This is a genomic window from Streptomyces sp. NBC_01260 (assembly GCF_036226405.1).
GTDB classification, from domain to species: Bacteria; Actinomycetota; Actinomycetes; order Streptomycetales; family Streptomycetaceae; genus Streptomyces; species Streptomyces laculatispora.
In genome coordinates this window covers 2,278,351-2,301,076 of sequence record NZ_CP108464.1, presented here as the reverse complement: position 1 = coordinate 2,301,076, position 22,726 = coordinate 2,278,351, and the positions used below count along the sequence as shown (strand labels likewise).

Here is a 22,726-nt window from a genome sequence, read left to right as displayed (position 1 = left end):
AGACCTCTGGAGAAGGAACCATGTCCGATCTCGTCGACGCATGCCCGCACGCCCAGCCCCGTGCCTTCCCCCTGGAGCGCACCGGCTGCCCCCTGGACCCCGCACCGGAGTACGCGGTCCTGCGGGAGACCGAGCCGGTCTCCCGGGTCAAGCTCAGGTTCAACGGCCGTGAGGCATGGCTCCTCACCCGGTACGAGGACGTCCGGCAGATGCTGGTCGACCCCCGGTTCAGCGCCAACATGGCCGACCCCGGCTACCCGCTCCAGTTCGCCTTCCCCATGGAACTGCTCGGCAAGGTCAAGCCCGCCCTGCTGCACATGGACCCGCCGGAGCACACCGCGCACCGCATGATGCTGATGCCGGAGCTCAGTGTGAAGCGCGTCGAGGCGATGCGGCCGCGCACCCAGGAGATCGTCGACGAGTGCATCGACGCGATGCTGGAGCGGGGCGGCCCGGTGGACCTGGTCTCCATGCTGTCGATGCCCGTGCCGTCCATCGGCATGTGCGAGCTGACCGGTGTTCCGCACGAGTCGCGCGACCTGTTCCACCGCTGGGTCACCCTCCTCGTCACCCAGGGCAGCGCCGAGGAGCACGCCTCGGCCAACGCCGAGGTCGAGGTGCTGCTCTACGAGCTCATCGCCGAGCGGCAGAAGAACCCCGGCGACGACCTGATCAGCAGCCTCCTCCAGCGCAACGGGGAGAAGAACGAGCTGGAACCGTCCGACATCAGCGCCCTGGTCAGGGCCATGATCGCGGCCGGTCACGAGAGCACCGTCAACGGGATCTCCATCGGCGCCCTCGTCCTCCTCCAGCACCCCGAGCAGGCCGACTGGCTCCGCGAGCACCCCGAGCTCTCGGGCCAGGCCATCGACGAGCTGTCGCGCTACTCCAGCATCTCCGACCACGGCACCGTCCGGGTCGCGCTGGAGGACGCCGAGATCGGCGGCCAGCTGATCCGCAAGGGCGAGGGCGTCATCTGCTCGCTCTCCGCCTCCAACCACGACCCGGCGGTCTTCAAGGACCCCAACACCCTGGACCTGACCCGCCGTGAGGCACGCCACAACGTCGCGTTCGGCTTCGGACGCCACCAGTGCGCGGGCCAGATGCTCGTCCGCATGCAGCTGGAGGTCGTCTTCACGACCCTGCTGCGGCGCATCCCCGGACTGCGTCTCGACGCGGCCCTGGACGAACTGCCCTTCAAGGCCAACGCCCTCATCGACGGCGTCCACGAGCTGCCGGTGACCTGGTAAAGGAGATTCCCATGCGTGTGATCGTCGACAAAGAGCGCTGTGTCGCTGCCGGTTCCTGTGTGATCACCTCGCCCGCGGTCTTCGACCAGGACGAAGAGGACGGCAAAGTCGTCCTGCTGATCGAGACGCCCGACGACAGGCTCCGCGAGGAAGTCCTGGAGTCCGTCAACGTCTGCCCGGTCGCGGCGCTGAGCATCGCCGACTGAGGACGGGCCCTGCCCCCCCCCGGACGCCGGGGCACGTAACCCACCCCTCTCATCAGGTTCGTGCCCCGGCCGCGCCGGGCCTCCCCACCCCCGAAGAGCCCGGCCCCCGTCGCGCGACGACGTCGGCCCGCTCGCCACCCACACCCGAAAGCGACGTTGGAACCGTGGAGAATCCGAACACCACTTACGCGCCGACGGCGCACGGGAACGGCGGGACGGTCCATTCCCTGCTCGACGACGCGACCGCCGACACCCCCGACGGGCGGTGTCTGCACGACTCCGCCGGCGAGGTGACGTATCGGCGGATGGCCGAACTCAGCCACGGCTTCGCCGACTGGCTCACCGCACGGGGCGCGGCCCGCGGCGACCGGCTGCTCGTCCAGCTGCCCAGCCGCCGGGAGCTGGTGGCCATGGTCTACGGGGCCTCGCGCCTCGGTGTGATCCTGGTGCCGCTCAACCCCGCGATGAAGGAGTACCACCTCCGCTCCGTCATCGAGGACGCCGAACCCTCCCTGATCATCGGCGACGGCCCCACCACCGAGGTCCTCGGCCGGGCCGCCGGCCTCCCCGTGCACGACCTCGCGACGGTCTGGCCCCACGTCGAGGAGGCTGCCGGGCGCCCGGCGCCCCCGCCCCTCGGCATCAGCGCCGACGACACCGCGTTCCTCGTCTACACCTCCGGCTCCACCGCCGCGCCCAAGGCGGTCGTGTGCCCCCACGCGCAGGTCACCTTCGCCTCCCGCGCCATCCAGGAAGTGCTGGGCTACCGGCCGGACGACGTCGTCTTCTGCCGTTTCCCGATCTCCTGGGACTACGGCCTGTACAAGGTGCTGCTCGCCTGCCTGGGACGCTCCCAACTGGTCCTGGACGGCGGCGAGTCCGACCTCGTACTGCTGCGCCGGATGCGGGAGACCGGCGCGACCGTGGTGCCCATCGTTCCCTCGCTGGCCACGATGATCGGCACCCTCGCCCGGCGCGACACCCAGGACCCGCCCCCGGTGCGGATGTTCACCAACACCGGCGCCGCGCTGCCCGCCCACGCGGTCACCGCCCTGCGCGAGGCGTTCCCCGGCGTACAGGTGGTCCGCCAGTTCGGGCAGACCGAGTGCAAGCGCGTCTCCATCATGCCGCCGGACCAGGAGAACGAGCGCCCCCAGTCGGTCGGCCTGCCCCTGCCCGGCACCACCGTCCTGATCCTCGACGCCGAGGGCCGGTCCCTCCCGGCCGGCGAGACCGGCGAGATCGTCGCCGTGGGACCGCACGTCATGCCCGGCTACTGGCGCCGCCCCGAACTCTCGGCGCGCACCTTCCGCCGCGACCCCGACACCGGGGCGCTGCGGCTCCACACCGGCGACTACGGCCGGCTCGACGAGGACGGCTACCTCTACTTCGAGGGCCGCCGCGACGACATGTTCAAGCGCAAGGGCATCCGGATGAGCACGGTGGAGATCGAGGCCGCCGCCATGGACATCCCCGGGGTGCGCACCGCGACGGCGCTGCCTCCCACCGACACCCGGGACCTGGTCCTCTTCGCCGAGACCGAACTGCCCCCGCACACCGTGCTCAAGGAGCTGGCCGAGCGGCTGGAACCGGCCAAGGTGCCCGCCCTGTGCCGGGTCCTGGACGAACTGCCGCTGAGCCTGCACGGGAAGAACGCCCGTCAGGTGCTGACCGAGATGATCGACGGGGAGGTGCGATGAGCCGCTACCAGGCACTGGCCGAACGCTTCGGCACACCGCTGTACGTGTACGACCTCGACGAGATCGAGGCGGCCCGGCAGCAGCTGTCCGACGCGCTGCCGCAGGAGTTCACCCTCTTCTACGCCCTCAAGGCCAACCCCCACCCGGGTCTGGTCCGGGCCCTGCGCGAGGGCGAGGGCCGCCACTGCCGGCCCGAGATCAGCTCCACCGGCGAGCTGGAGTCCGCCCTCGCCGCCGGATTCCGCGGCGAGGACTGCCTCTACACCGGCCCCGGCAAGACCGCGGGCGAGCTGGACGAGGCGATCCGCCTGGGTGTCCGCGTCTTCTCCACCGACTCGGTCTCCGACGTCCGCCACGTGGCCGCCGCAGCCCTGGCGAACGGAGTGACCGCCGACTGCCTGCTGCGCGTCAACAGCGCGACCGCCAGCGCCACCAGCAGCATCCGGATGACCGGCACCCCCTCGCAGTTCGGCTTCGACAGCGAGACCCTGGCCGACGTCGTTCCCGACCTGCGCACGGTCGCGGGCGTCCGCATCACCGGGATGCACTTCTTCCCGCTGAGCAACGCCAAGGACGAGGAGAGCCTCGTCGGCGAGTTCCTGCACACCATCGAACTGGCCGCCCGCCTCCAGCACGAACTGGACCTCCCCCTGCGCTTCCTCGACATCGGCGGCGGCTTCACCGTGCCGTACGCCGTGCCCGGCAGCCGGGGCAGCTACCCCAAGCTGCGCGGCGAACTCGCGGCCGCGCTGGACACCCACTTCCCGCGGTGGCGGACCGAGGGCCCCGAGATCGCCTGCGAGTCGGGCCGCTACCTCGTCGGCGCGAGCGGCACGCTGGTCGCCTCGGTCAGCAACGTCAAGGTCAGCCGAGGCCGCAAGTTCGTCATCCTCGACGCGGGCATCAACACCTTCGGCGGCATGTCCGGTCTGGGCCGGCTGCTGCCCGTCGCCGTCGGGACCGAATCCGGGGAGTGCGTCGAATCCGCCAGCCTGGTGGGACCGCTGTGCACGCCCGGCGACATCCTCGGCCGCGAGATCGGCCTGCCCGCGCTCGCCCCCGGCGACCTGGTGACGATCCCCAACGCCGGGGCGTACGGGCCGACCGCCAGCCTGCTGATGTTCCTGGGCCGCCCGGCCCCCACCGAGGTGGTCGTGCGGGGTGACACGGTGCTCTCCGTCTCCCGGATCGAGCACAGCCGCTCCTACCTGGCCGTGGACGGACCGTCCGCCGACACCGGTGCGGGAGGGACCGCATGAGCGCCGGTCTCACGCACGGCGCCACGAGCGCCGTGAGCGCGGCGGGTGACCGGCGCGGCACCGTGGTCGTCACGACCGTGGCCTCCGACTCGCACACCTGGAACCTCGTCTTCCTCCAGCTGCTCATCGAGGAGCTGGGCTACCAGGTGATCAACCTGGGACCGTGCGTCCCTGACCAGGTCCTCGTCGACGCCTGCCGGGAGACCGCGCCCGACCTGGTGGTGATCAGCAGTGTCAACGGGCACGGCCACCAGGACGGCCTGCGCGTCATCGACGCGCTGCGCGCGTGCGGTGAACTGACCTCGACCCCGGTGGTCATCGGCGGCAAACTCGGCGTCGCCGGGCAGCAGAGCGACGCGGCGATCGGCGAGCTGATCTCCGCCGGGTTCGACGCCGTCTTCGACGACGCCTCCACCACCACCAGGGAGTTCAGCCGGTTCGTCGGCGCGCTGCCCGCCGCCACCCGCGCCCTGGAGCGTACCGAGGTCGTGGCGTGAGACCGGGCGCGCGCCCGCTCCGGCGGACGTCCGGTGGGGCGCGCCCGGTGGACTTCGGAGCCTTCGTCCGGGCGCGGAGTCGGGCCGGTGACCTGGTGGTGCAGCCCCGGATGGGGTTCAGCGACCCCGCCACCATGCGCGCGGGGCTGGCCGCGACCCGCGCCGCCGACGCCGCGACGGTCGGCACCATCACCCTCGACAGCTACACGAGGGTCGGCGAACTCGACTCCGTGGAGAGCGCGTTGCGCGCCGGGGCCGATCTCAACGGCTACCCCATCGTCAGCTACGACCGGGCCGTGACCGGGCAGGTCCTCGCGGGCATCAGGGACGAGGCGTTCCCGGTCCAGGTCCGGCACGGATCGGCCGTCCCCGGGGACATCTTCGCCGCGCTGCGCAGGACACTGATCAACGCCACCGAGGGCGGCCCCGTCTCCTACTGCCTGCCCTACGGAAGGACTCCGCTGGACGAGTCCGTACGGAACTGGTCCCGCTGCGCCGAGGATTTCGCACAACTGCGGGAATCGGGAGTGGAACCGCATCTGGAGACGTTCGGCGGCTGCATGCTCGGGCAATTGTGCCCACCCAGCCAGCTGGTGGCGATCAGTGTGCTCGAAGCGCTTTTCTTCTGCGGGCACGGAATACGCAGTGTGTCGCTCAGTTATGCCCAGCAGACCCACCCGGAGCAGGACCGGGAAGCGGTCGCGGCTCTGCGGCGGCTCTGCGGCGAATTGCTTCCGACGCCCAACTGGCACGTGGTCATCTACGCCTACATGGGCGTGTACCCGACCACGGACGAAGGCGCCTATCTGCTGCTCGACCAGGCGACGCGCCTCGCCGTCGACTCCGGCTCGGAGCGGCTCATCGTGAAGACGGTGGCGGAGTCCCGCCGTATCCCGACCGTCGCGGAGAACATCGCGGCGCTGGAGTCCGCGGCCCGGACCGCCAGGACGGCGCCGGCCGGCGGCCCGGCCTGCACCGAGGCCGACTCGCAGACATACCTGGAGGCCAGAGCCCTGATCGAGGGTGTACTCGAACTGGCCCCGGACATCGGGCACGCACTCGTACTCGCCTTCAGACAGGGCGCTCTGGACATCCCCTACTGCCTGCACCCGGACAATCACGGCCGGGCCCGCAGCTATATCGACGGCGACGGCCGGCTCCGGTGGGCCGGCATCGGGCGGCTGCCGCTGGCCGGGCTCGCCGGCCGGGCCCGTGGCCGGGACGTCACATCGTCGGGACTGATCGCCGATCTCTCCTACGTACAAAGGGCGTTCGACCGGGCGGCGATGGAATCCGGCCGTGCCCCGAACCGCGAAGGTGCGGACATCGCACCGGTCGGACACCGGTCGCTCTCCCCCGGTGAATAGCGGGAGAGATCTCAGGTCTTAGGGGGGCTCTAGGGGCTGTGCGCGGCCTTTCGCCTTCATAGCGTGACCCGCAGTGGTGCGGTTCCTTGGTGATTTCCGTCCGGCGACGGGCGACAATTGTGTGGAGTGCAGATGACTGAGTCGGAAAACTTCGTCTCTGGCACCGACGGTGTGCCGGACGGGGGCACGGTGCAGCGGTCCGCACTCGTGCGTGAGCTGGAATCCCTCCCCACCTCGGAGCAGACCCGGGTGCTGCTCGACCTGGTGCGGGAGAGCACCGAGGCCGTACTGCGGCAGACCCGGCCGGACACCACGCAGACCGTGGACCCGGCCCGCGCCTTCCGCGAACTGGGGCTCGACTCCGTGGCGCTGGTGGCCCTGCACGCCCGGCTGACCGCGGCCACCGGCCTCCCGCTGCCCCCTACGGTCGCCTTCGACCACCCCTCACCGGCCGCGCTCGCCGCACATCTGCGCACCGAGGCCCTGGGCCTGCCCGATCTGCCCGACCCGGTCGTCGCACCGGGCATCGCCACCGACGACCCGATCGCCGTCGTCGGCATCGGCTGCCGCTACCCCGGCGACGTGTCGTCCCCCGAGGACCTGTGGCGGCTGGTCGCCGACGGCACCCACATCCGCGACGAGTTCCCCACCGACCGGGGCTGGGACCTCGACCGGCTCTTCGACGACGACCCCGCGACCCCCGGCACCACCTACGCCCGGCACGGCGGATTCCTGTCCGGTGCGGCCGAGTTCGACGCGGACTTCTTCTCCATCAGCCCCCGTGAAGCCCTCGCGATGGACCCGCAGCAGCGCCTCGTGCTGGAGACCGTGTGGGAGGCCGTGGAGCGGGCCGGGATCGACGCGCGGACCCTGCGCTCCAGCCGGACCGGCGTCTTCGTCGCCGCCGAGCCGCAGGAGTACGCGATGCGCCTGCACGAGGCGCCGGACGGCCTGGACGGATACCTGCTCAGCGGCAACGCCCCCAGTGTGGTCTCCGGCCGGGTCGCGTACACGCTCGGTCTGGAGGGCCCCGCGCTGACCGTCGACACCGCCTGCTCGGGTTCGCTGGTCGGCCTCCACCTCGCCGTCCAGTCCCTGCGGCGCGGCGAGTGCACCCTCGCGCTGGCGGGCGGGGTCGCCGTCATGGGCAGCCCCGGCGTGTTCACCGCGTTCAGCCGGCAGCGCGGACTCGCGGCCGACGGCACGGTCAAGGCGTTCGCCGCCGCCGCGGACGGTACGGCGTTCGCCGAGGGCGCCGGTGTCTTCGTCCTGGAACGCCTCTCCGACGCACGGGCCAACAACCACCCGGTCCTCGCCGTCCTGCGCGGTACGGCCATCAATCAGGACGGCGCGTCCAACGGCCTGACCGCGCCGAGCGGCCGCGCCCAGCGCCAGGTCATCCGCCAGGCACTCGCGGACGCCGGACTCACCGCCGGCGAGGTCGACGCCGTCGAGGCGCACGGCACCGGCACCACGCTCGGCGACCCCATCGAGGCCCAGGCACTGATCGCCACCTACGGGCAGGAGCGCACCGACGGTCCGGTCTGGCTCGGTTCGGTGAAGTCGAACATCGGGCACACCCAGGCGGCGGCGGGCTCGGCCGGCCTGATCAAGATGATCATGGCGATGCGTCATGGTGTGCTGCCCGCGACGCTGCACGTGGACGCCCCCTCACCCAACGTCGACTGGTCGGCGGGGGAGGTCCGGCTGCTGACCGAACCCGTGCCGTGGGCGCCCGGCGAGCGCCCCCGCCGGGCCGCCGTCTCCTCCTTCGGCGTCAGCGGCACCAACGCCCACATCGTCGTCGAGGAGCCCCCGGCCGAGACCGCGCGGAGCGCCGCCGCCGAGGGCGACGGCACCGCGGCCGACGACGGACGGCCCCTGCCGGCGACGCTCTCCGCCAGGACCGAGGCCGCCCTGCGCGACCAGGCCGGACGCCTGCTGACACACATCGAGAACACCCCCGACGCCCGCCCGCTCGACCTCGCCCACTCGCTGGCGACCACCCGCTCCGCGCTGCCCCACCGCGCCGTGGTGCTCGCCGGCGACCGCGCGGGCCTCCTCGACGGACTGCGCGCCGTGGCGGAGGGCCGCGACGCCCCCGGCGTGTTCACCTCGGTCACCGGCGGCGGCACCGCGTTCCTCTTCACCGGCCAGGGCAGCCAACGCCTCGCCATGGGACGCCGGCTGTACGAGGCCCACCCGGCCTACGCCAAGGCCCTCGACAACGCCATCGGCTACCTCGACCTCCAGCTCGACCGCTCCCTGTGGGACGTCCTGTTCGCCGACGAGGACACCCCCGAAGCGGCCCTGCTGGACGGCACCATGTACGCGCAGGCGGCCCTCTTCGCCGTCGAGGTCGCCCTGTTCAGGCTCCTGGAGTCCTGGGGCGTCCACCCCGACTACGTGGCCGGGCACTCCATCGGCGAGCTGACCGCCGCCCACGTCGCCGGTGTCCTCTCGCTCGACGACGCCGCCACCCTCGTCGCGGCACGCGGCCGGCTGATGCAGGCACTGCCCGAGGGCGGCGCCATGATCGCCGTGGAGGCCGCCGAGGAGACGGTGGAGCCGCTCCTCGCGCACTGCCGCGACACGGTGAGCATCGCCGCCGTCAACGGCCCCCGCTCCGTCGTCCTGTCCGGGGACGAGGAGACGGTCACCGCCGTAGCCGCCCGGCTGGAGGCCGACGGGCACCGCACCAAGCGGCTCCGGGTCAGCCACGCGTTCCACTCGCCGCTCATGGCACCCATGCTCGACGACTTCCGCCAGATCGCCCGGATCCTCAGCTACACCGCACCCAAGCTCCCCGTCGTCTCCGCCCTCACCGGCCGGCTCGCCACCGCCGGGGAACTCACCGACCCCGAGTACTGGGTACGGCACATCTGCGCGCCCGTGCGCTTCCACGACGCCGTCGCCTCCCTCACGGACCGGGGCGTCGCCACCTTCCTCGAACTGGGACCCGACCCGGTGCTCTGCGCCATGGGCCGCACCGGCGCCGACCCGGCAGCGGTGTTCACCCCGCTCCTGCGGCGCGGACACGACGAGCCGCACCAACTGCTCAGCGCCCTGGCCGTCGCCCATACACGCGGCACCCGCGTCGACTGGCACGCCTTCTTCGCCGGCGCCGGCGCCCACCGCGTCGAACTGCCCACCTACGCCTTCCAGCGCGAACGGTTCTGGCTCAGCGCCCCCGACGCCGCCCAGGACGCGACCGCGCTCGGCCAGGTCGCCGCCGGGCACCCCCTGCTGGGCGCGGTGGTGGGCCTCGCGGACACCGGAGGCGCCGTCCTCACCGGGCGGGTCTCGCTGCGCTCGCACCCCTGGCTCGCCGACCACGTGATCGACGGCCATGTCCTGCTGCCCGGCACCGCGTTCGTCGACCTCGCGGTCCGGGCCGGCGAACAGACCGGCTGCGAACGCCTCGACGAACTGGTCATGGCGGCCCCGCTGATCCTGCCCGGCACGGGCGGCGTCGCCCTCCAGATCGTCGTCGACGCCCCCGATGCCACCGGCCGGCGCCCCGTCGCCTTCTACTCGCGCGACGAGGACGCCCCCGCCGACGCCCCCTGGACCCGGCACGCCACCGGCCGCCTGGCCCCCCGGGACCCGTCCGGTCGGCAGACCGCGGACTTCGCCTCGGGTACCTGGCCGCCACCCGGCGCCGAACCCCTCGACATCACCGGCCTCTACGCAGACCTGGCCACGCAGGGCTACGGATACGGCCCCGCCTTCCACGGCCTGCAAGCGGTCTGGAAGGCCGGCGAGGGCGAGGTGTTCGCCGAGGTACGGCTGCCCGCGACGACCGGCGACCCGGCCTCCGCCTACGGACTCCACCCCGCACTGCTCGACGCGGTCCTGCACGCCACCGACTTCGCCGCGGCGCCCCACGCCGACAGCCAGGACGGCCGCATCCTGCTGCCCTTCGCCTGGACCGGGGTCACCCTCCACGCGGCGGGCGCCACCACGCTGCGGGTACGCGTCACCGCCACCGGCACCGACGAGGTCGCCCTCGAACTGGCCGACGCCACCGGCGCCCCGGTGGCCTCCGTCGACTCCTTCCTGGTCCGCCCCCTCACCGCCGGCGGACTGGCCGCCACGGCGCACCCCGACGCGCTCCACCACGTCCGGTGGACCCCGCTGCCGGCCCCCGCCACCACCCCGTCGAACCCGGACACCGACGCCGTCCACACCTGCCCCGCCCCCACCGGAGCCGACATCGCCGCCGATGTCCGCACCGTCCTGGGCACCACACTCACGGCCGTACGGGACTGGCTCGCCGACGAACGCTCCGCCACCCGGCGGCTGACCGTACTCACCCGGGGCGCGGTCGCCGCCGCCCCCGGCGAACAGGCCGTACTCGCCCAGGCACCCGTCTGGGGACTGGTGCGCTCGGCCCAGGCCGAACACCCCGGCCGCTTCCTCCTCCTCGACACCGACGGCTCCCTCGGCACCGACGAACTGCTGCGCCTCACCGCCGATTCCGACGAACCCGAAATCGCCCTGCGCGACGGCCGGTTGCACGCCCCCCGGCTGACCCGCACCACCCAGGCACCGAACCCCGACGCCACCCCCTGGCGCACCGACGGCACCGTACTGATCACCGGCGGGACCGGCGGCGTCGGCGCCACGCTCGCCCGGCACCTGGTCACCGCGCACGGCGTACGCGGACTGCTGCTCACCGGCCGCCGGGGCGCGGACGCCCCCGGCGCCCAGGAGCTGCGGTCCGAGCTGACCGCACTCGGCGCCGAGGTCACGATCACCGCCTGCGACGCCGCCGACCGCGACGCACTGGCCGAGGTCCTGGCCGCCGTACCGGAGCGGCTGCCGCTGAGCGCGGTGGTGCACGCGGCCGGGGTGCTCGACGACGCCCTCGTCGACTCCCTCGACGACACCCGCCTGGACACCGTCCTGCGGCCCAAGGCCGACGGAGCCTGGAACCTCCACGAGCTCACCCGTGACAGCGACCTGTCGGCGTTCGTCCTGTTCTCCTCCACCGCCACCCTCCTGGACGGTGCGGGGCAGGGCAACTACGCCGCCGCCAACGTCTTCCTCGACGCCCTGGCCACCCACCGCGCCGCCCTCGGCCTCCCCGCGACCTCGCTCGCCTGGGGGCTGTGGACCGGCACCGGCGGTATGGGCGGCGCCCTCGACGAGGCCGCGCTGCGGCGCATCGAGCGCCTCGGCCTCCAGCCCCTGTCCGTCGCGGAGAATCTCGCCCTCCTGGACCGCGCGATCACCACCGAGGCCCACCCGGCCGTCGTTCCCGTACGGCTGAACCTGCGCACGCTCAACGCCCGCGCCGACGAGGCCCCGGCCCTCCTGCGGGCCCTGGTCCGTCCGCCGCGCCGCGCCGTGGGGGGCGGCGGGGTCAGCGTCGAACAGTCCCTCGCACGCAGCCTGGGCGGGCTGACCCGCCCGGAGCGCGGCGAGGCCCTCCTCGACCTGGTCCGTACCCAGGTGGCCGCCGTCCTCGGCCACGACGGGCCCGAACGCGTCGTCACCACAAGAGCGTTCAACGAGATGGGCTTCGACTCCCTCGCGGCCGTCGAACTCCGCAACCGGCTCGGCTCCGCCACCGGCCTGCCGCTGACGGCCACGCTCGTCTTCGACTACCCCTCGCCCGCCGCCCTCGCCGACCACCTGGCCTCCCGGCTCGGCGGCGACGCGGAACAGCGGGCCGGACGGCCCGTTCCGGCCGCCGCCACCGTCTCCGACGACGACCCCATCGCCATCGTCTCCATGGCCTGCCGCTACCCCGGCGGCGTGTCCTCGCCCGAGGAGCTGTGGCAGCTCGTCGAGGAGGGACGCGACGTCGTCTCGGCGTTCCCCACCGACCGCGGCTGGGCTGCCGACATCCACGACCCGGAGCCCGGCGCGCCGGGCAAGAGCCTCACCGACCAGGGCGGATTCCTCCACGAGGCCGCCGACTTCGACGCCGAGTTCTTCGGCATCAGCCCCCGCGAGGCCCAGGCCATGGACCCCCAGCAGCGGCTGCTGCTGGAGATCGCCTGGGAGACCGTCGAGCGCGCGGGCATCGACCCGCACGCCCTGCGCGGCAGCGACACCGGTGTGTTCGCCGGTGTGATGTACCACGACTGGGGGCTGCGGCTCGGCCCGCTGCCCGAGCACGTGGCGGGGTACCACGGCAACGGCAGCCTCGCCAGCGTGGTGTCCGGCCGGGTCGCCTACACGCTCGGCGTCGAAGGCCCCGCCGTCACCGTCGACACCGCCTGCTCGTCCTCCCTGGTCGCCCTGCACTGGGCGGCCCAGGCCCTGCGCCGGGGCGACTGCGCGCTCGCCCTCGCGGGCGGCGTCACCGTCATGTCCACCCCCGACACCTTCGTCGACATGAGCCGGCAGCGCGGCCTGGCCGCCGACGGACGGTGCAAGTCGTTCGGCAGCGGCGCCGACGGCACCGGCTGGGGCGAGGGCGTCGGCATGCTCCTGCTGGAGCGGCTCTCCGACGCCGAACGCAACGGCCACCGCGTGCTCGGCATCGTCCGGGGCTCCGCCGTCAACTCCGACGGCGCCTCCAACGGCCTCACGGCGCCGAACGGCCCGGCCCAACAGCGCGTCATCCGACGTGCGTTGAGCGTCGCCGGCCTCACCCCCGCCGACGTCGACGCCGTCGAGGGCCATGGCACCGGAACCGTCCTGGGTGACCCGATCGAGGCCCAGGCACTGCTGGAGACCTACGGCCAGGAGCGCCCCGCGGACGGCAGCCCGCTGCTGCTCGGCTCCATCAAGTCCAACATGGGCCACACCCAGGCGGCCGCCGGAGTGGCGGGCATCATCAAGATGGTCCAGGCGATGCGCCACGGCACCCTGCCCGCGACCCTGCACGCCGACGAGCCGTCACCCCAGGTGGACTGGGACTCCGGCGCCGTCGCCCTGCTGACCGGCCCCACCGCCTGGCCCGCGCACGGCCGCCCGCGCCGCGCGGGGGTGTCGTCGTTCGGTATCAGCGGCACCAACGCCCACGTGATCATCGAGGAGCCGCCCGCCGCCACGCCGCAGGACGCGCCCGAGCCGGCCGGGACCACGTCCGGCCCGGTCGCCTGGCCGCTGTCGGCGAGGACTCCGGACGCGCTGAGCGCCCAGGCGGCGCGCCTGCTCAGCCACCTCGCGACCGTCCCCGACGACGCGCTCGCCGCGACGGGCCACGCTCTCGCGACGACCCGCGCCGCCCTGGACCACCGCGCCGTCGCACTCGGAGCCGACCGTACGGAACTCGCCGCGTCCCTGGAGGCGTTGGCCTCCGGCGCGGGGCCGGTTCGGGAAACCGTCAGCGAGGGCAGGGTCGCGTTCCTGTTCACGGGTCAGGGTGCGCAGCGGTTGGGGATGGGCCGGGAGTTGTATGGGGCGTTCCCGGTGTTCGCGGAGGCGTTCGACGCGGTGGTGGGTGAGTTGGATGCCCGGTTGGGGCGTTCGTTGCGTGAGGTGGTGTGGGGTGAGGACGCCGCTCTGTTGAACGGGACGATGTTCGCGCAGGCCGGGTTGTTCGCGGTCGAGACTGCTCTCTTCCGGCTGGTGGAGTCGTGGGGGGTGCGTCCGGACTTCCTGGTGGGCCACTCGGTCGGTGAGATCGCGGCCGCGCACGTCTCGGGCGTGCTGTCGCTGGCCGATGCGGCTGAATTGGTGGTGGCGCGTGGTCGGTTGATGCAGGGGTTGCCGGCTGGTGGGTCGATGGTGGCGGTGGAGGCGACGGAGGCCGAGGTGCTTCCGTTGCTGAACGGGGATGTGGGGATCGCGGCGGTCAACGGGCCGCGTTCCGTTGTCGTTTCGGGTACGGAGGCGGCCGTTCGTGGGCTGGTCGCGACGTTCGAGGAGCGCGGCCGCAGGACGAATGCGTTGCGGGTGTCGCATGCGTTCCATTCGCCGTTGATGGAGGCGATGCTGGCGGAGTTCGGTGCGGTGGTGGCCGGGCTGGAGTTCGGTGCCCCGTCGATTCCGGTGGTGTCGGGTGTATCGGGTGATGTGGCTGAGGACTGGGGTTCGGCCGAGTATTGGGTCCGGCACGTGCGCGAGGCGGTGCGGTTCGCGGACGCGGTCCGGTTCCTGGAGGACCGTGGCGTCAGCTCGTACATCGAGATCGGCCCCGACGCCGTGCTCAGCGGCATGGGCCAGAACTGTGTCCAGGACGCGGAGGGGGCCGCGTTCGTCCCGTCGCTGCGACGGAACCGGCCCGAGGTCCGCGAACTCCTGGCGGCCGTCGGCCGTGCCCACGCGCGCGGCGTCACCGTCGACTGGGACACCTTCTTCGGTCTGCGCGGCATCGGACAGGGCCCGGACCTGCCCACCTACGCCTTCCAGCACCAGCGCTACTGGCTCGACCTGGCCACCGCCCCCGGCGATCTGGACGCGGTCGGCCTCGAAGCGGTCACCCACCCCCTGCTCAGCGCCGCCGTGGCGACGCCGGACGACGGCGGTGTCGTCCTCACGGGACGGCTCGCCACCGGCACCCAGCCGTGGCTCGCGGACCATGGTGTGCTGGGCAGCGTGCTGCTGCCGGGCACCGGATTCGTCGAGCTGGCGATCCGGGCGGGCGACCACGTCGGCTGCGGCCGGATCGAGGAACTCCTGCTCGAAGCACCACTGACACTGCCGGCCCGGTCAGGCGTCGCCCTGCGCGTCGTCGTCGGCGCACCGGACCCCTCCGGTGCCTGCTCGGTCAGCATCCACTCACGCGGCTCCACCGACCCCGACGCCCCGTGGACCAGGCACGCCTACGGCACCCTGACCCGCGAAGCGCCTGCCCCCGCCTTCGACCTGACCCAGTGGCCGCCGGCCGGCGCCGCCCCGGTCGACATCGAGTCCGCCTACGAGCGGCTGCGCGAGCGCGGCTACGCCTACGGCCCCGCCTTCCAGGGCCTGCGTGCGGCCTGGCGACGCGGCGACGACGTGTTCGCCGAGGTCGCCCTCGACGGCCCCGCCCGCGTGGAGGCACCGGCCTACGGACTGCACCCCGCGCTCCTCGACGCGGCGATGCACGCCGATCTGCTGACGGACCCGGCCGCCGACGCGGCGACCCTGCTGCCCTTCTCCTGGAACGGCGTCACCCTGCACGCCGCCGGAACCCCCTCGCTGCGCGTCCACATCCAGCGGATACGCGGCGACGAGGTGTCCGCCATCATGGTCGCCGACGAGAGCGGTGCGCCGGTGGCGACCGTGGAGTCACTCGTCTCCCGCCCGGTCTCGCCGGAGCAGATCGCGGCGGCCTCGGGCGCACCGTCCGCCTCCCTCCACCGGATCGGCTGGCAGCGCACGGACCCGGCCACCGCGACGGCCGGCGCCACCCCCGCGTACACCGTCCTGCACTGCCCGGCGTCGCCCGGGGGCATGGACGTCCCGGACGCCGTGCGCGCCCTCACCCACCACGTGCTCGGTGAGATACGCGACCGGCTCGCCGACCCCGAGGCGGGCGACCGCACCCTCGTCGTGGTCACCCGGCGCGCCGTGCCCGTACGGCCCGGCGAGGACGTGGACCCGGTACAGGCCCCCGTATGGGGTCTGGTGCGTGCCGCGCAGGCCGAGAACCCGGGCCGGTTCCAACTGGTCGACGTCGAGGCCGAGTCCGAGGCGACCGACGCGGCCCTCGCCGCCGCCGTCGCCTCCGCGGAACCCGAATCCGCCCTGCGCGAGCGTGAGGTGTGGGTGCCTCGGCTGGGCCCCGTCATCGCGCCCGAGCCCGCCCGGCCCGCCCCGTGGGACACCGGGGGCACGGTGCTGATCACCGGAGGCACCAGCGGCCTCGGCGCACTCGTCGCGCGTCACCTCGTCACCGAGCACGGAATTCGGCATCTCCTCCTGGCCGGCCGGCGCGGCATGGACGCACCCGGTGCGCAGGCGCTCGCCGCCGAACTCACCGGCCTCGGCGCCCAGGTCCAGATCGCCGCGTGCGATGTGGCCGACCGCGACGGGCTGGCCGCCCTGCTCGCCGGGATCGGCACCGAACACCCGCTGCGCGCCGTCGTGCACGCGGCGGCGGTCGCCGACGGCGGACTGGTCGCCGGCCTCACGCCCGAGCGGTTCGACGCCGTCCTGCGCCCCAAGGCCGAGGGCGCCTGGCACCTGCACGAACTGACCCGGGACACCGACCTCACCGCGTTCGTCATGTTCTCCTCGGCAGGCGGCCTCGTTCTCGCCGCCGGCCAGGCCGACTACGCGGCGGCCAACGTCTTCCTGGACGCGCTCGCCACCCACCGCGCGGCGGCCGGACTGCCCGCGACCTCCCTCGCGTTCGGCATGTGGGAGGTCAGCACCGGCCTCGGCGGCGACCTCACCGAAGCCGATCTGGACCGGATGCGCCGGCTCGGCCTGCCCGCCCTCCCCGCCGACCGGGGCCTGGCGCTCTTCGACGCCGCCCTCGTCGCCGGGGACGCCGTCGTCGTCCCCCTCACCATCGACCCGGCGGCGCTCGCCGCCCGCGGCGACGAACTGCCCGCACTGCTGCGCGGCCGGGTCCGTACCCCCGCGCGCCGCACCGTCCGGACGACCGCCACCGGCTCCGCGCTGGAACGCCGCCTGGCCGGTGCGACCCCCGACGAGCGGGCCCGCATCCTGCTCGACACGGTCCGCACCCAGGTCGCCGCCGTCCTCGGCCAGCCGTCGCCCGAGGCGGTCGGACCCGACACGGCCTTCCGCGACCAGGGGTTCGACTCCCTCGCCGCCGTGGAACTGCGCAACCTGCTGGTCGGCTCCACGGGGCTGCGGCTTCCCGCGACGCTGGTCTTCGACTACCCCAACTCCCGGGCCGTGGCCGGTCATCTCGACACCCTGCTCACCGGCACGACCACCACCGCTCCCACCGCCGCCCCGCTCGCGGCCGTCGACGACGACCCGATCGCGGTGGTGGCCATCAGCTGCCGCTTCCCCGGCGGCGTCCGCTCACCCGAGGACCTGTGGGACCTCGTCGCGGCCGGCATCGACGCCATCGGCGACTTCCCCGCAGACCGTGGCTGGGACGCCGACGCCCTCTACGACCCCGAACCCGGTCTCCCCGGCCGCACCTACGTGCGCGAAGGCGGATTCCTCTACGACGCGGCCGAGTTCGACCCGGAGTTCTTCGGCATCATGCCGCGCGAGGCCCTCGCGATGGACCCGCAGCAACGGCTGCTGCTCCAGTCCGCGTGGGAGACCTTCGAGCGCGCCGGAATCGACCCGGAGACACTGCGCGGCAGCCAGACCGGTGTGTACGCCGGTGTGATGTACCACGAGTACGGCAGCCGGGTCACCGACGTCCCCGACGACCTGGCCGGCTACCTCGGCAACGGCAGCGCGGGCAGCATCGCCTCCGGCCGCGTCGCCTACGCGCTGGGCCTCGAAGGGCCCGCCGTCACCGTCGACACCGCCTGCTCCTCCTCTCTGGTCGGCCTTCACATGGCCTGCCAGGCGCTGCGCACCGGCGAGATCGACCTCGCCCTGGCGGGCGGTGTCACCGTCATGCCGACCCCGGAGATCTTCGTCGACTTCAGCCGGCAGCGCGGTCTCGCCGCCGACGGACGCTCCAAGGCGTTCGCCGGCGCCGCCGACGGCACGAGCTGGGCCGAGGGCGTCGGACTCCTGCTGGTGGAGCGCCTCTCCGACGCCCGCCGCAACGGGCACCCCGTCCTCGCGGTGGTCCGGGGCAGCGCCATCAACCAGGACGGCGCCTCCAACGGCCTGACCGCCCCCAACGGCCCCTCCCAGCAGCGCGTCATCCGCAAGGCCCTGTCGGCCGCCGGACTCACCCCGGCCGAGGTGGACGCGGTGGAGGGACACGGCACCGGCACCCGTCTCGGCGACCCGATCGAGGCACAGGCCCTGCTCGCCACGTACGGCCAGGACCGCCCCGCCGACCGCCCGCTGTGGCTCGGCTCGGTCAAGTCGAACATCGGGCACGCCCAGGCCGCCGCCGGCGTCAGCGGAGTCATCAAGATGGTGATGGCCCTGCGCAACGGGCTGCTGCCCCGGACCCTGCACGTCGACGAGCCGTCACCTCAGGTGGACTGGGCGGCCGGCGGCGTACGACTGCTGACCGAGCCGGTCACCTGGGCAGCACAGGACCGGCCCCGGCGGGCGGGGGTCTCCTCGTTCGGGCTCAGCGGCACCAACGCCCACGTCATCATCGAGGAAGCACCCCAGATCGAGGAAGCGCCCCTGGACGACGCCGAGCCCGCCGAACCGCTGACCGTCGTACCGCTTGCGCTGTCCGCGCGCAGTGCCACGGCCCTCACCGCGCAGGCGGGGCGCCTCCTGGCCCATATGGAGGCGCACCCGGATGAGTCGCTGGTGGACGTCGGCCGCTCGTTGGCCATGACGCGGGCCGTGCTGGATCTCCGTGCGGTGGTGATGTCCGCGGACCGTGACGCGGCGGTGCGCGCGCTGTCCGATCTGGCGGCGGGCCGGGAGAGCGCGGATGTGGTCACGCGGGCCGGCTCCTCCGTCGAGGGGCTGACGGCCTTCCTCTTCACGGGGCAGGGCGCGCAGCGGCTGGGGATGGGCCGGGAGCTGTACGGCACGTTCCCCGTGTTCGCGGAGGCGTTCGACGCGGTGCTGGTCGAGCTGGACGCGCGGCTGGGGCGAGCGCTGCGTGAGGTGGTGTGGGGTGAGGACGCCGCTCTGCTGAACGGGACGATGTTCGCGCAGGCCGGGTTGTTCGCCGTCGAGACGGCTCTGTTCCGGTTGGTGGAGTCGTGGGGCGTCCGGGCCGATGTGGTGGCGGGGCATTCGATCGGTGAGATCACCGCGGCGCACGTCGCCGGCGTGCTGTCGCTGACGGACGCGGCCGAACTGGTCGCGGCACGCGGCCGGTTGATGCAGGCGCTGCCGGCCGGTGGGGTGATGGTGGCGGTGGCCGCGCCGGAGGCGGACGTGCTTCCGCTGCTGACGGACGAGGTGGGACTGGCGGCCGTGAACGGTCCGTCGTCCGTGGTGATATCGGGGGCGCGGGAGGCGACGCTCGCGGTGGCGGAGCACTTCACCGCGCTGGGACGGCGCACCAAGCGGCTGAGCGTGTCGCACGCCTTCCACTCGCCGCTCATGGAGCCCATGCTCGACGCGTTCCGGAAGGTCGCCGAGAAACTCACCTACACCGCCCCCACGCTGCGCGTCGTGTCCCATGTGACCGGGACCGAAGCGACCGCCGAACAGCTCACCTCGCCCGAGTACTGGGTCCGCCATGTGCGCGAGGCCGTCCGGTTCGCCGACGGCATCGCCCACCTCTGCGGCCAGGGCGTCACCCGCTTCGTGGAACTCGGGCCCGACGCGGTGCTCACCGCACTCACCGAGGCCACCGCACACCACACCCCCGGCACCCTCACCGTGCCCGCCCTGCGCAAGGGCCGCCCCGAGGTCGCCACCCTGCTCGCCGCCGTTGCCCGGCTGCACGTCGCCGGCCCCGTCGTCCGCTGGGCCGACGTCCTCGACGGCCGCGGCGGTCGCACGGTAGAACTGCCCACGTACGCCTTCGACCGGACCACGTACTGGCTGGACGCCCCCGTCCCCCTCGGCGGCGATGTGACCGGCCTCGGCCAGAGGGCCGCCGCGCACCCGCTGCTCAGCGCCGTGGTCGCCTCCCCGGAGGCCGGCGGCGTGGTGCTCACCGGCCGCCTCTCCGTGCGCACCCACCCCTGGCTCGCCGACCACGACGTCCTGGGGACCGTGCTGCTGCCCGGCACCGGCTACATCGAACTGGCCATCCGCGCCGGTGAGGAAGTCGGCTGCGAGGTGGTGGAGGAACTCACCATCGAGGCGCTGATGCCGCTCCCGCCCCACGGCGGACTCGCCGTCCAGGTCGTCGTCGACGCACCCGACGCGGGCGGACGCTGCTCACTCGCCGTCTACTCCCGCGCCGACGACGCCCCGGCAGGCGCGCCCTGGAGCAAGCACGCCAGCGGTGTGCTCGCCCCGGGAAGCGGACAGGCCCCGCCCGCCGGCACCTTCGCCCCCGCCCCGGCCGACTGGCCGCCCACGGGTGCGACCGAGGTCGACATCTCCGGTGTGTACGACTACCTCACCGGCCAGGGCTACGGCTACGGACCCATGTTCCGGGGCCTGCGCGGCATCTGGTCCCGGGGCGGGGAGACCTTCGCGGAGGTGTCCCTGCCCGAGGACTCCCTGGACGTCGGCAAGGACTTCCGCCTCCACCCGTCCATCCTCGACGCGGCGCTCAGCGCGACCGACTTCATGGACGGCCGCCGCCCCCAGGACGTCGGCGGCACCCAGCTGCCGTTCGCCTGGTCCGGCGTCACCCTGCACGCCGCCGGCTCCTCCCGGCTGCGCGTCCGCATCACCGCCGTCGAATCCCACCGGTCACAGGGTTCGGACGCGGTACGCCTCGAACTGACCGACCCCGCGGGCTCCCCGGTCGCCACCATCGACTCCCTCGTGGTCCGCCCCGTCACCGCGGCCAAGGTCAACGCTGCCGCCGCCGCGGGCGGCGGTGAGCACGAGGCCGTGTTCCAGCTGGTCACCCAACAACTGCCCCTCGGCGCGGCCGTCGCCGCCGCCACGGACCGCTGGGCGGTGCTCGGTGCGGGCCCCGACGGCACCCCCGCCGGACCCGGCACCGCCTACCGGGACCTCCCCGCCCTCGGCGCCGCACTGACCGACGGCGCCCCCGTACCCGATGTCGTCGTCCTGCCCGTACCGCCCGCCACGGACCACGACGACATCCCGGCGGCCGTCCGCTCCATGACCGGACAGCTTCTCGCCACGCTGCAGTCCTGGCTCGCGGACGAGCGGTACGCCCACTCCCGCCTCATGGTGGTCACCCGTAACGCCCTCCCCATCGAGGAGAGCGACGCCGCCGCCGTGGACCTCGTCCACGCACCGGCATGGGGCCTGCTGCGCTCCGCCCAGGAGGAGTACCCCGGCCGATTCGTCCTCGTCGACTCCGACGGCACGGCCGCGGCCCGCGAGTCGCTGCCCGCGGTGGCCGCGTCCGGTGAACCCGAGGCGATCCTGCGCGGCGCCGAGGTACGGGTGCCCCGACTGGCCCGGGTGGCAGCGGCAGCGCCCACCAAGCCCCTGCCGTGGGACGCCGAGGGGACCGTACTGATCACCGGGGGGACCAGCGGGCTCGGCGCCGTCGTCGCCCGCCACCTGGTGGAACAGCACGGCGTACGCCACCTCCTGCTCGCCGGACGGCGCGGCCAGGACGCACCCGGCGCCACCGAACTCCGCGACGCACTGCACGGACTCGGCGCCCGCGTCACCCTCGCGGCCTGCGACACCTCCGACCGGGCGGCCGTCGACGGACTGCTGACCGCGATACCGGCCGCGCACCCGCTGACGGCGGTGGTCCACGCGGCCGCGGTCATGGACAACGCGCTGCTCGCCGCCCTCACCCCCGCCCAGGTCGACACGGTGATGCGACCCAAGGTGGACGCCGCCTGGAACCTGCACGAGGCGACCCGGGGCCTGGACCTGAAGGCGTTCATCCTCTTCTCCTCCTGCGCCGGACTGGTCGTCGGCATCGGCCAGGGCAACTACGCCGCCGCCAACCGCTTCCTGGACGCCCTCTCCGCTCACCGCCGGGCCGCCGGACTCCCCGGTACGGCACTGGCGTTCGGGCTCTGGGAGACCAAGACCGGCCTCGGGGGCGGAGTCACCCACGCCGACCTGCGGCGCATGCGCATCATGGGCATGCCGGCCCTGCCGACCGCCGAGGGCCTCGCCCTTCTCGACGAAGCCCTGGAACTCGACCGGCCGGTGCTCGTACCGATCCGGGTGGAGCGCGATCACCACGCCACGGGCGAACCGCCGCACCTGCTCAAGGACGTGCTCGGCGCGCCGGAACGGCCCGCTGCCCGCAAGGAGGTACGAGCACCCGCCGTCGCCGCGATGACCGCCCCCGCCACCCAACAGACCCTGGAACAGCGGCTGTCCGGCATGAAGGCGGCCGAACGCAAACGCACCGTGCTGGACGTCGTGCGCGAGCAGGTCGCCGGAGTCAGCCACAGCGTCCCGGCCACCATCGACGTCTCCAAGGGCTTCACCGAGCTCGGCCTCGACTCGCTCGCCGCGATCGATCTCCGCAACCGGCTCCAGAAGGCCACCGGCCTCCGGCTCCCGGCGACACTCATGTTCGACTACCCCAGCCCGATGGTGCTGGCCGACTTCCTCCTCGACGAACTCCCGCCGGGCATCGACGAGAACACACCGGACGCCTCCGCCGGACCCGCACCCGCACAGAACGGGCCAGGGACCGCGGAGTCCGACGCCGCCATCCGGCAGACCCTCGCGGACATCCCGGTCGCCGCGCTCCGGGAGTCCGGCCTGCTGGACGCACTGCTGAAGCTCGCCCCCCGACCCGCGGCACCCGCCACCGAATCCCGCACGAGCGCCCAGCCGGGCGAGGCCGCACAGGCCGGCGAAGCGATCAGGACCATGGACATCGACGACCTGGTGCGCGCCGCGCTCGCGTCCACCGACCCGACCCGGAACCCGAGCGAGGGCTGAGGAC

At 73.5% G+C, this 22,726-nt stretch carries 7 protein-coding genes; all 7 read left to right on the top strand.

The features are described 5' to 3' along the window. Nucleotides 1-20: 20 nt before the first annotated feature. Nucleotides 21-1,250, top strand: coding sequence for a cytochrome P450 (locus tag OG322_RS09790; RefSeq protein ID WP_123461756.1), 1,230 nt, complete (start codon nucleotides 21-23; stop codon nucleotides 1,248-1,250). Between the two features lie 11 nt (nucleotides 1,251-1,261). Next, nucleotides 1,262-1,456 (top strand): ferredoxin, encoded by a 195-nt coding sequence (locus OG322_RS09785; RefSeq protein WP_123461757.1) that lies wholly within the window; start codon nucleotides 1,262-1,264, stop codon nucleotides 1,454-1,456. Nucleotides 1,457-1,620: 164 nt separating this feature from the next. After that, on the top strand, nucleotides 1,621-3,156 hold the full coding sequence (locus tag OG322_RS09780) for an AMP-binding protein (protein ID WP_124285077.1): 1,536 nt from the start codon (nucleotides 1,621-1,623) through the stop codon (nucleotides 3,154-3,156). Continuing rightward, complete coding sequence (locus OG322_RS09775) at nucleotides 3,153-4,415, top strand: type III PLP-dependent enzyme (protein WP_123461759.1); 1,263 nt, start codon at nucleotides 3,153-3,155, stop codon at nucleotides 4,413-4,415. Before OG322_RS09780 ends, OG322_RS09775 begins: the two co-directional genes overlap by 4 nt. Further along, nucleotides 4,412-4,912: a cobalamin B12-binding domain-containing protein gene (locus OG322_RS09770; protein ID WP_266410904.1), complete on the top strand. Its 501-nt coding sequence runs from the start codon at nucleotides 4,412-4,414 to the stop codon at nucleotides 4,910-4,912. Before OG322_RS09775 ends, OG322_RS09770 begins: the two co-directional genes overlap by 4 nt. Next, nucleotides 4,909-6,279, top strand: a complete 1,371-nt coding sequence (locus OG322_RS09765) for a methylaspartate mutase (RefSeq protein WP_329306304.1) — start codon at nucleotides 4,909-4,911, stop codon at nucleotides 6,277-6,279. Before OG322_RS09770 ends, OG322_RS09765 begins: the two co-directional genes overlap by 4 nt. Nucleotides 6,280-6,411: 132 nt before the next feature. Next, entirely contained in the window at nucleotides 6,412-22,722 is a 16,311-nt protein-coding gene (locus tag OG322_RS09760) for a type I polyketide synthase (RefSeq protein WP_329306303.1), read from the top strand. Nucleotides 22,723-22,726: the final 4 nt, after the last annotated feature.

Excerpts from the sequence above, each read along its gene's own strand:
- OG322_RS09790 (WP_123461756.1), top strand. The coding sequence starts at position 21 with ATGTCCGATCTCGTCGACGCATGCCCGCACGCCCAGCCCCGTGCCTTC.
- OG322_RS09785 (WP_123461757.1), top strand. The coding sequence starts at position 1,262 with ATGCGTGTGATCGTCGACAAAGAGCGCTGTGTCGCTGCCGGTTCCTGT.
- OG322_RS09775 (WP_123461759.1), top strand. The coding sequence starts at position 3,153 with ATGAGCCGCTACCAGGCACTGGCCGAACGCTTCGGCACACCGCTGTAC.
- OG322_RS09770 (WP_266410904.1), top strand. The coding sequence starts at position 4,412 with ATGAGCGCCGGTCTCACGCACGGCGCCACGAGCGCCGTGAGCGCGGCG.
- OG322_RS09760 (WP_329306303.1), top strand. The coding sequence starts at position 6,412 with ATGACTGAGTCGGAAAACTTCGTCTCTGGCACCGACGGTGTGCCGGAC.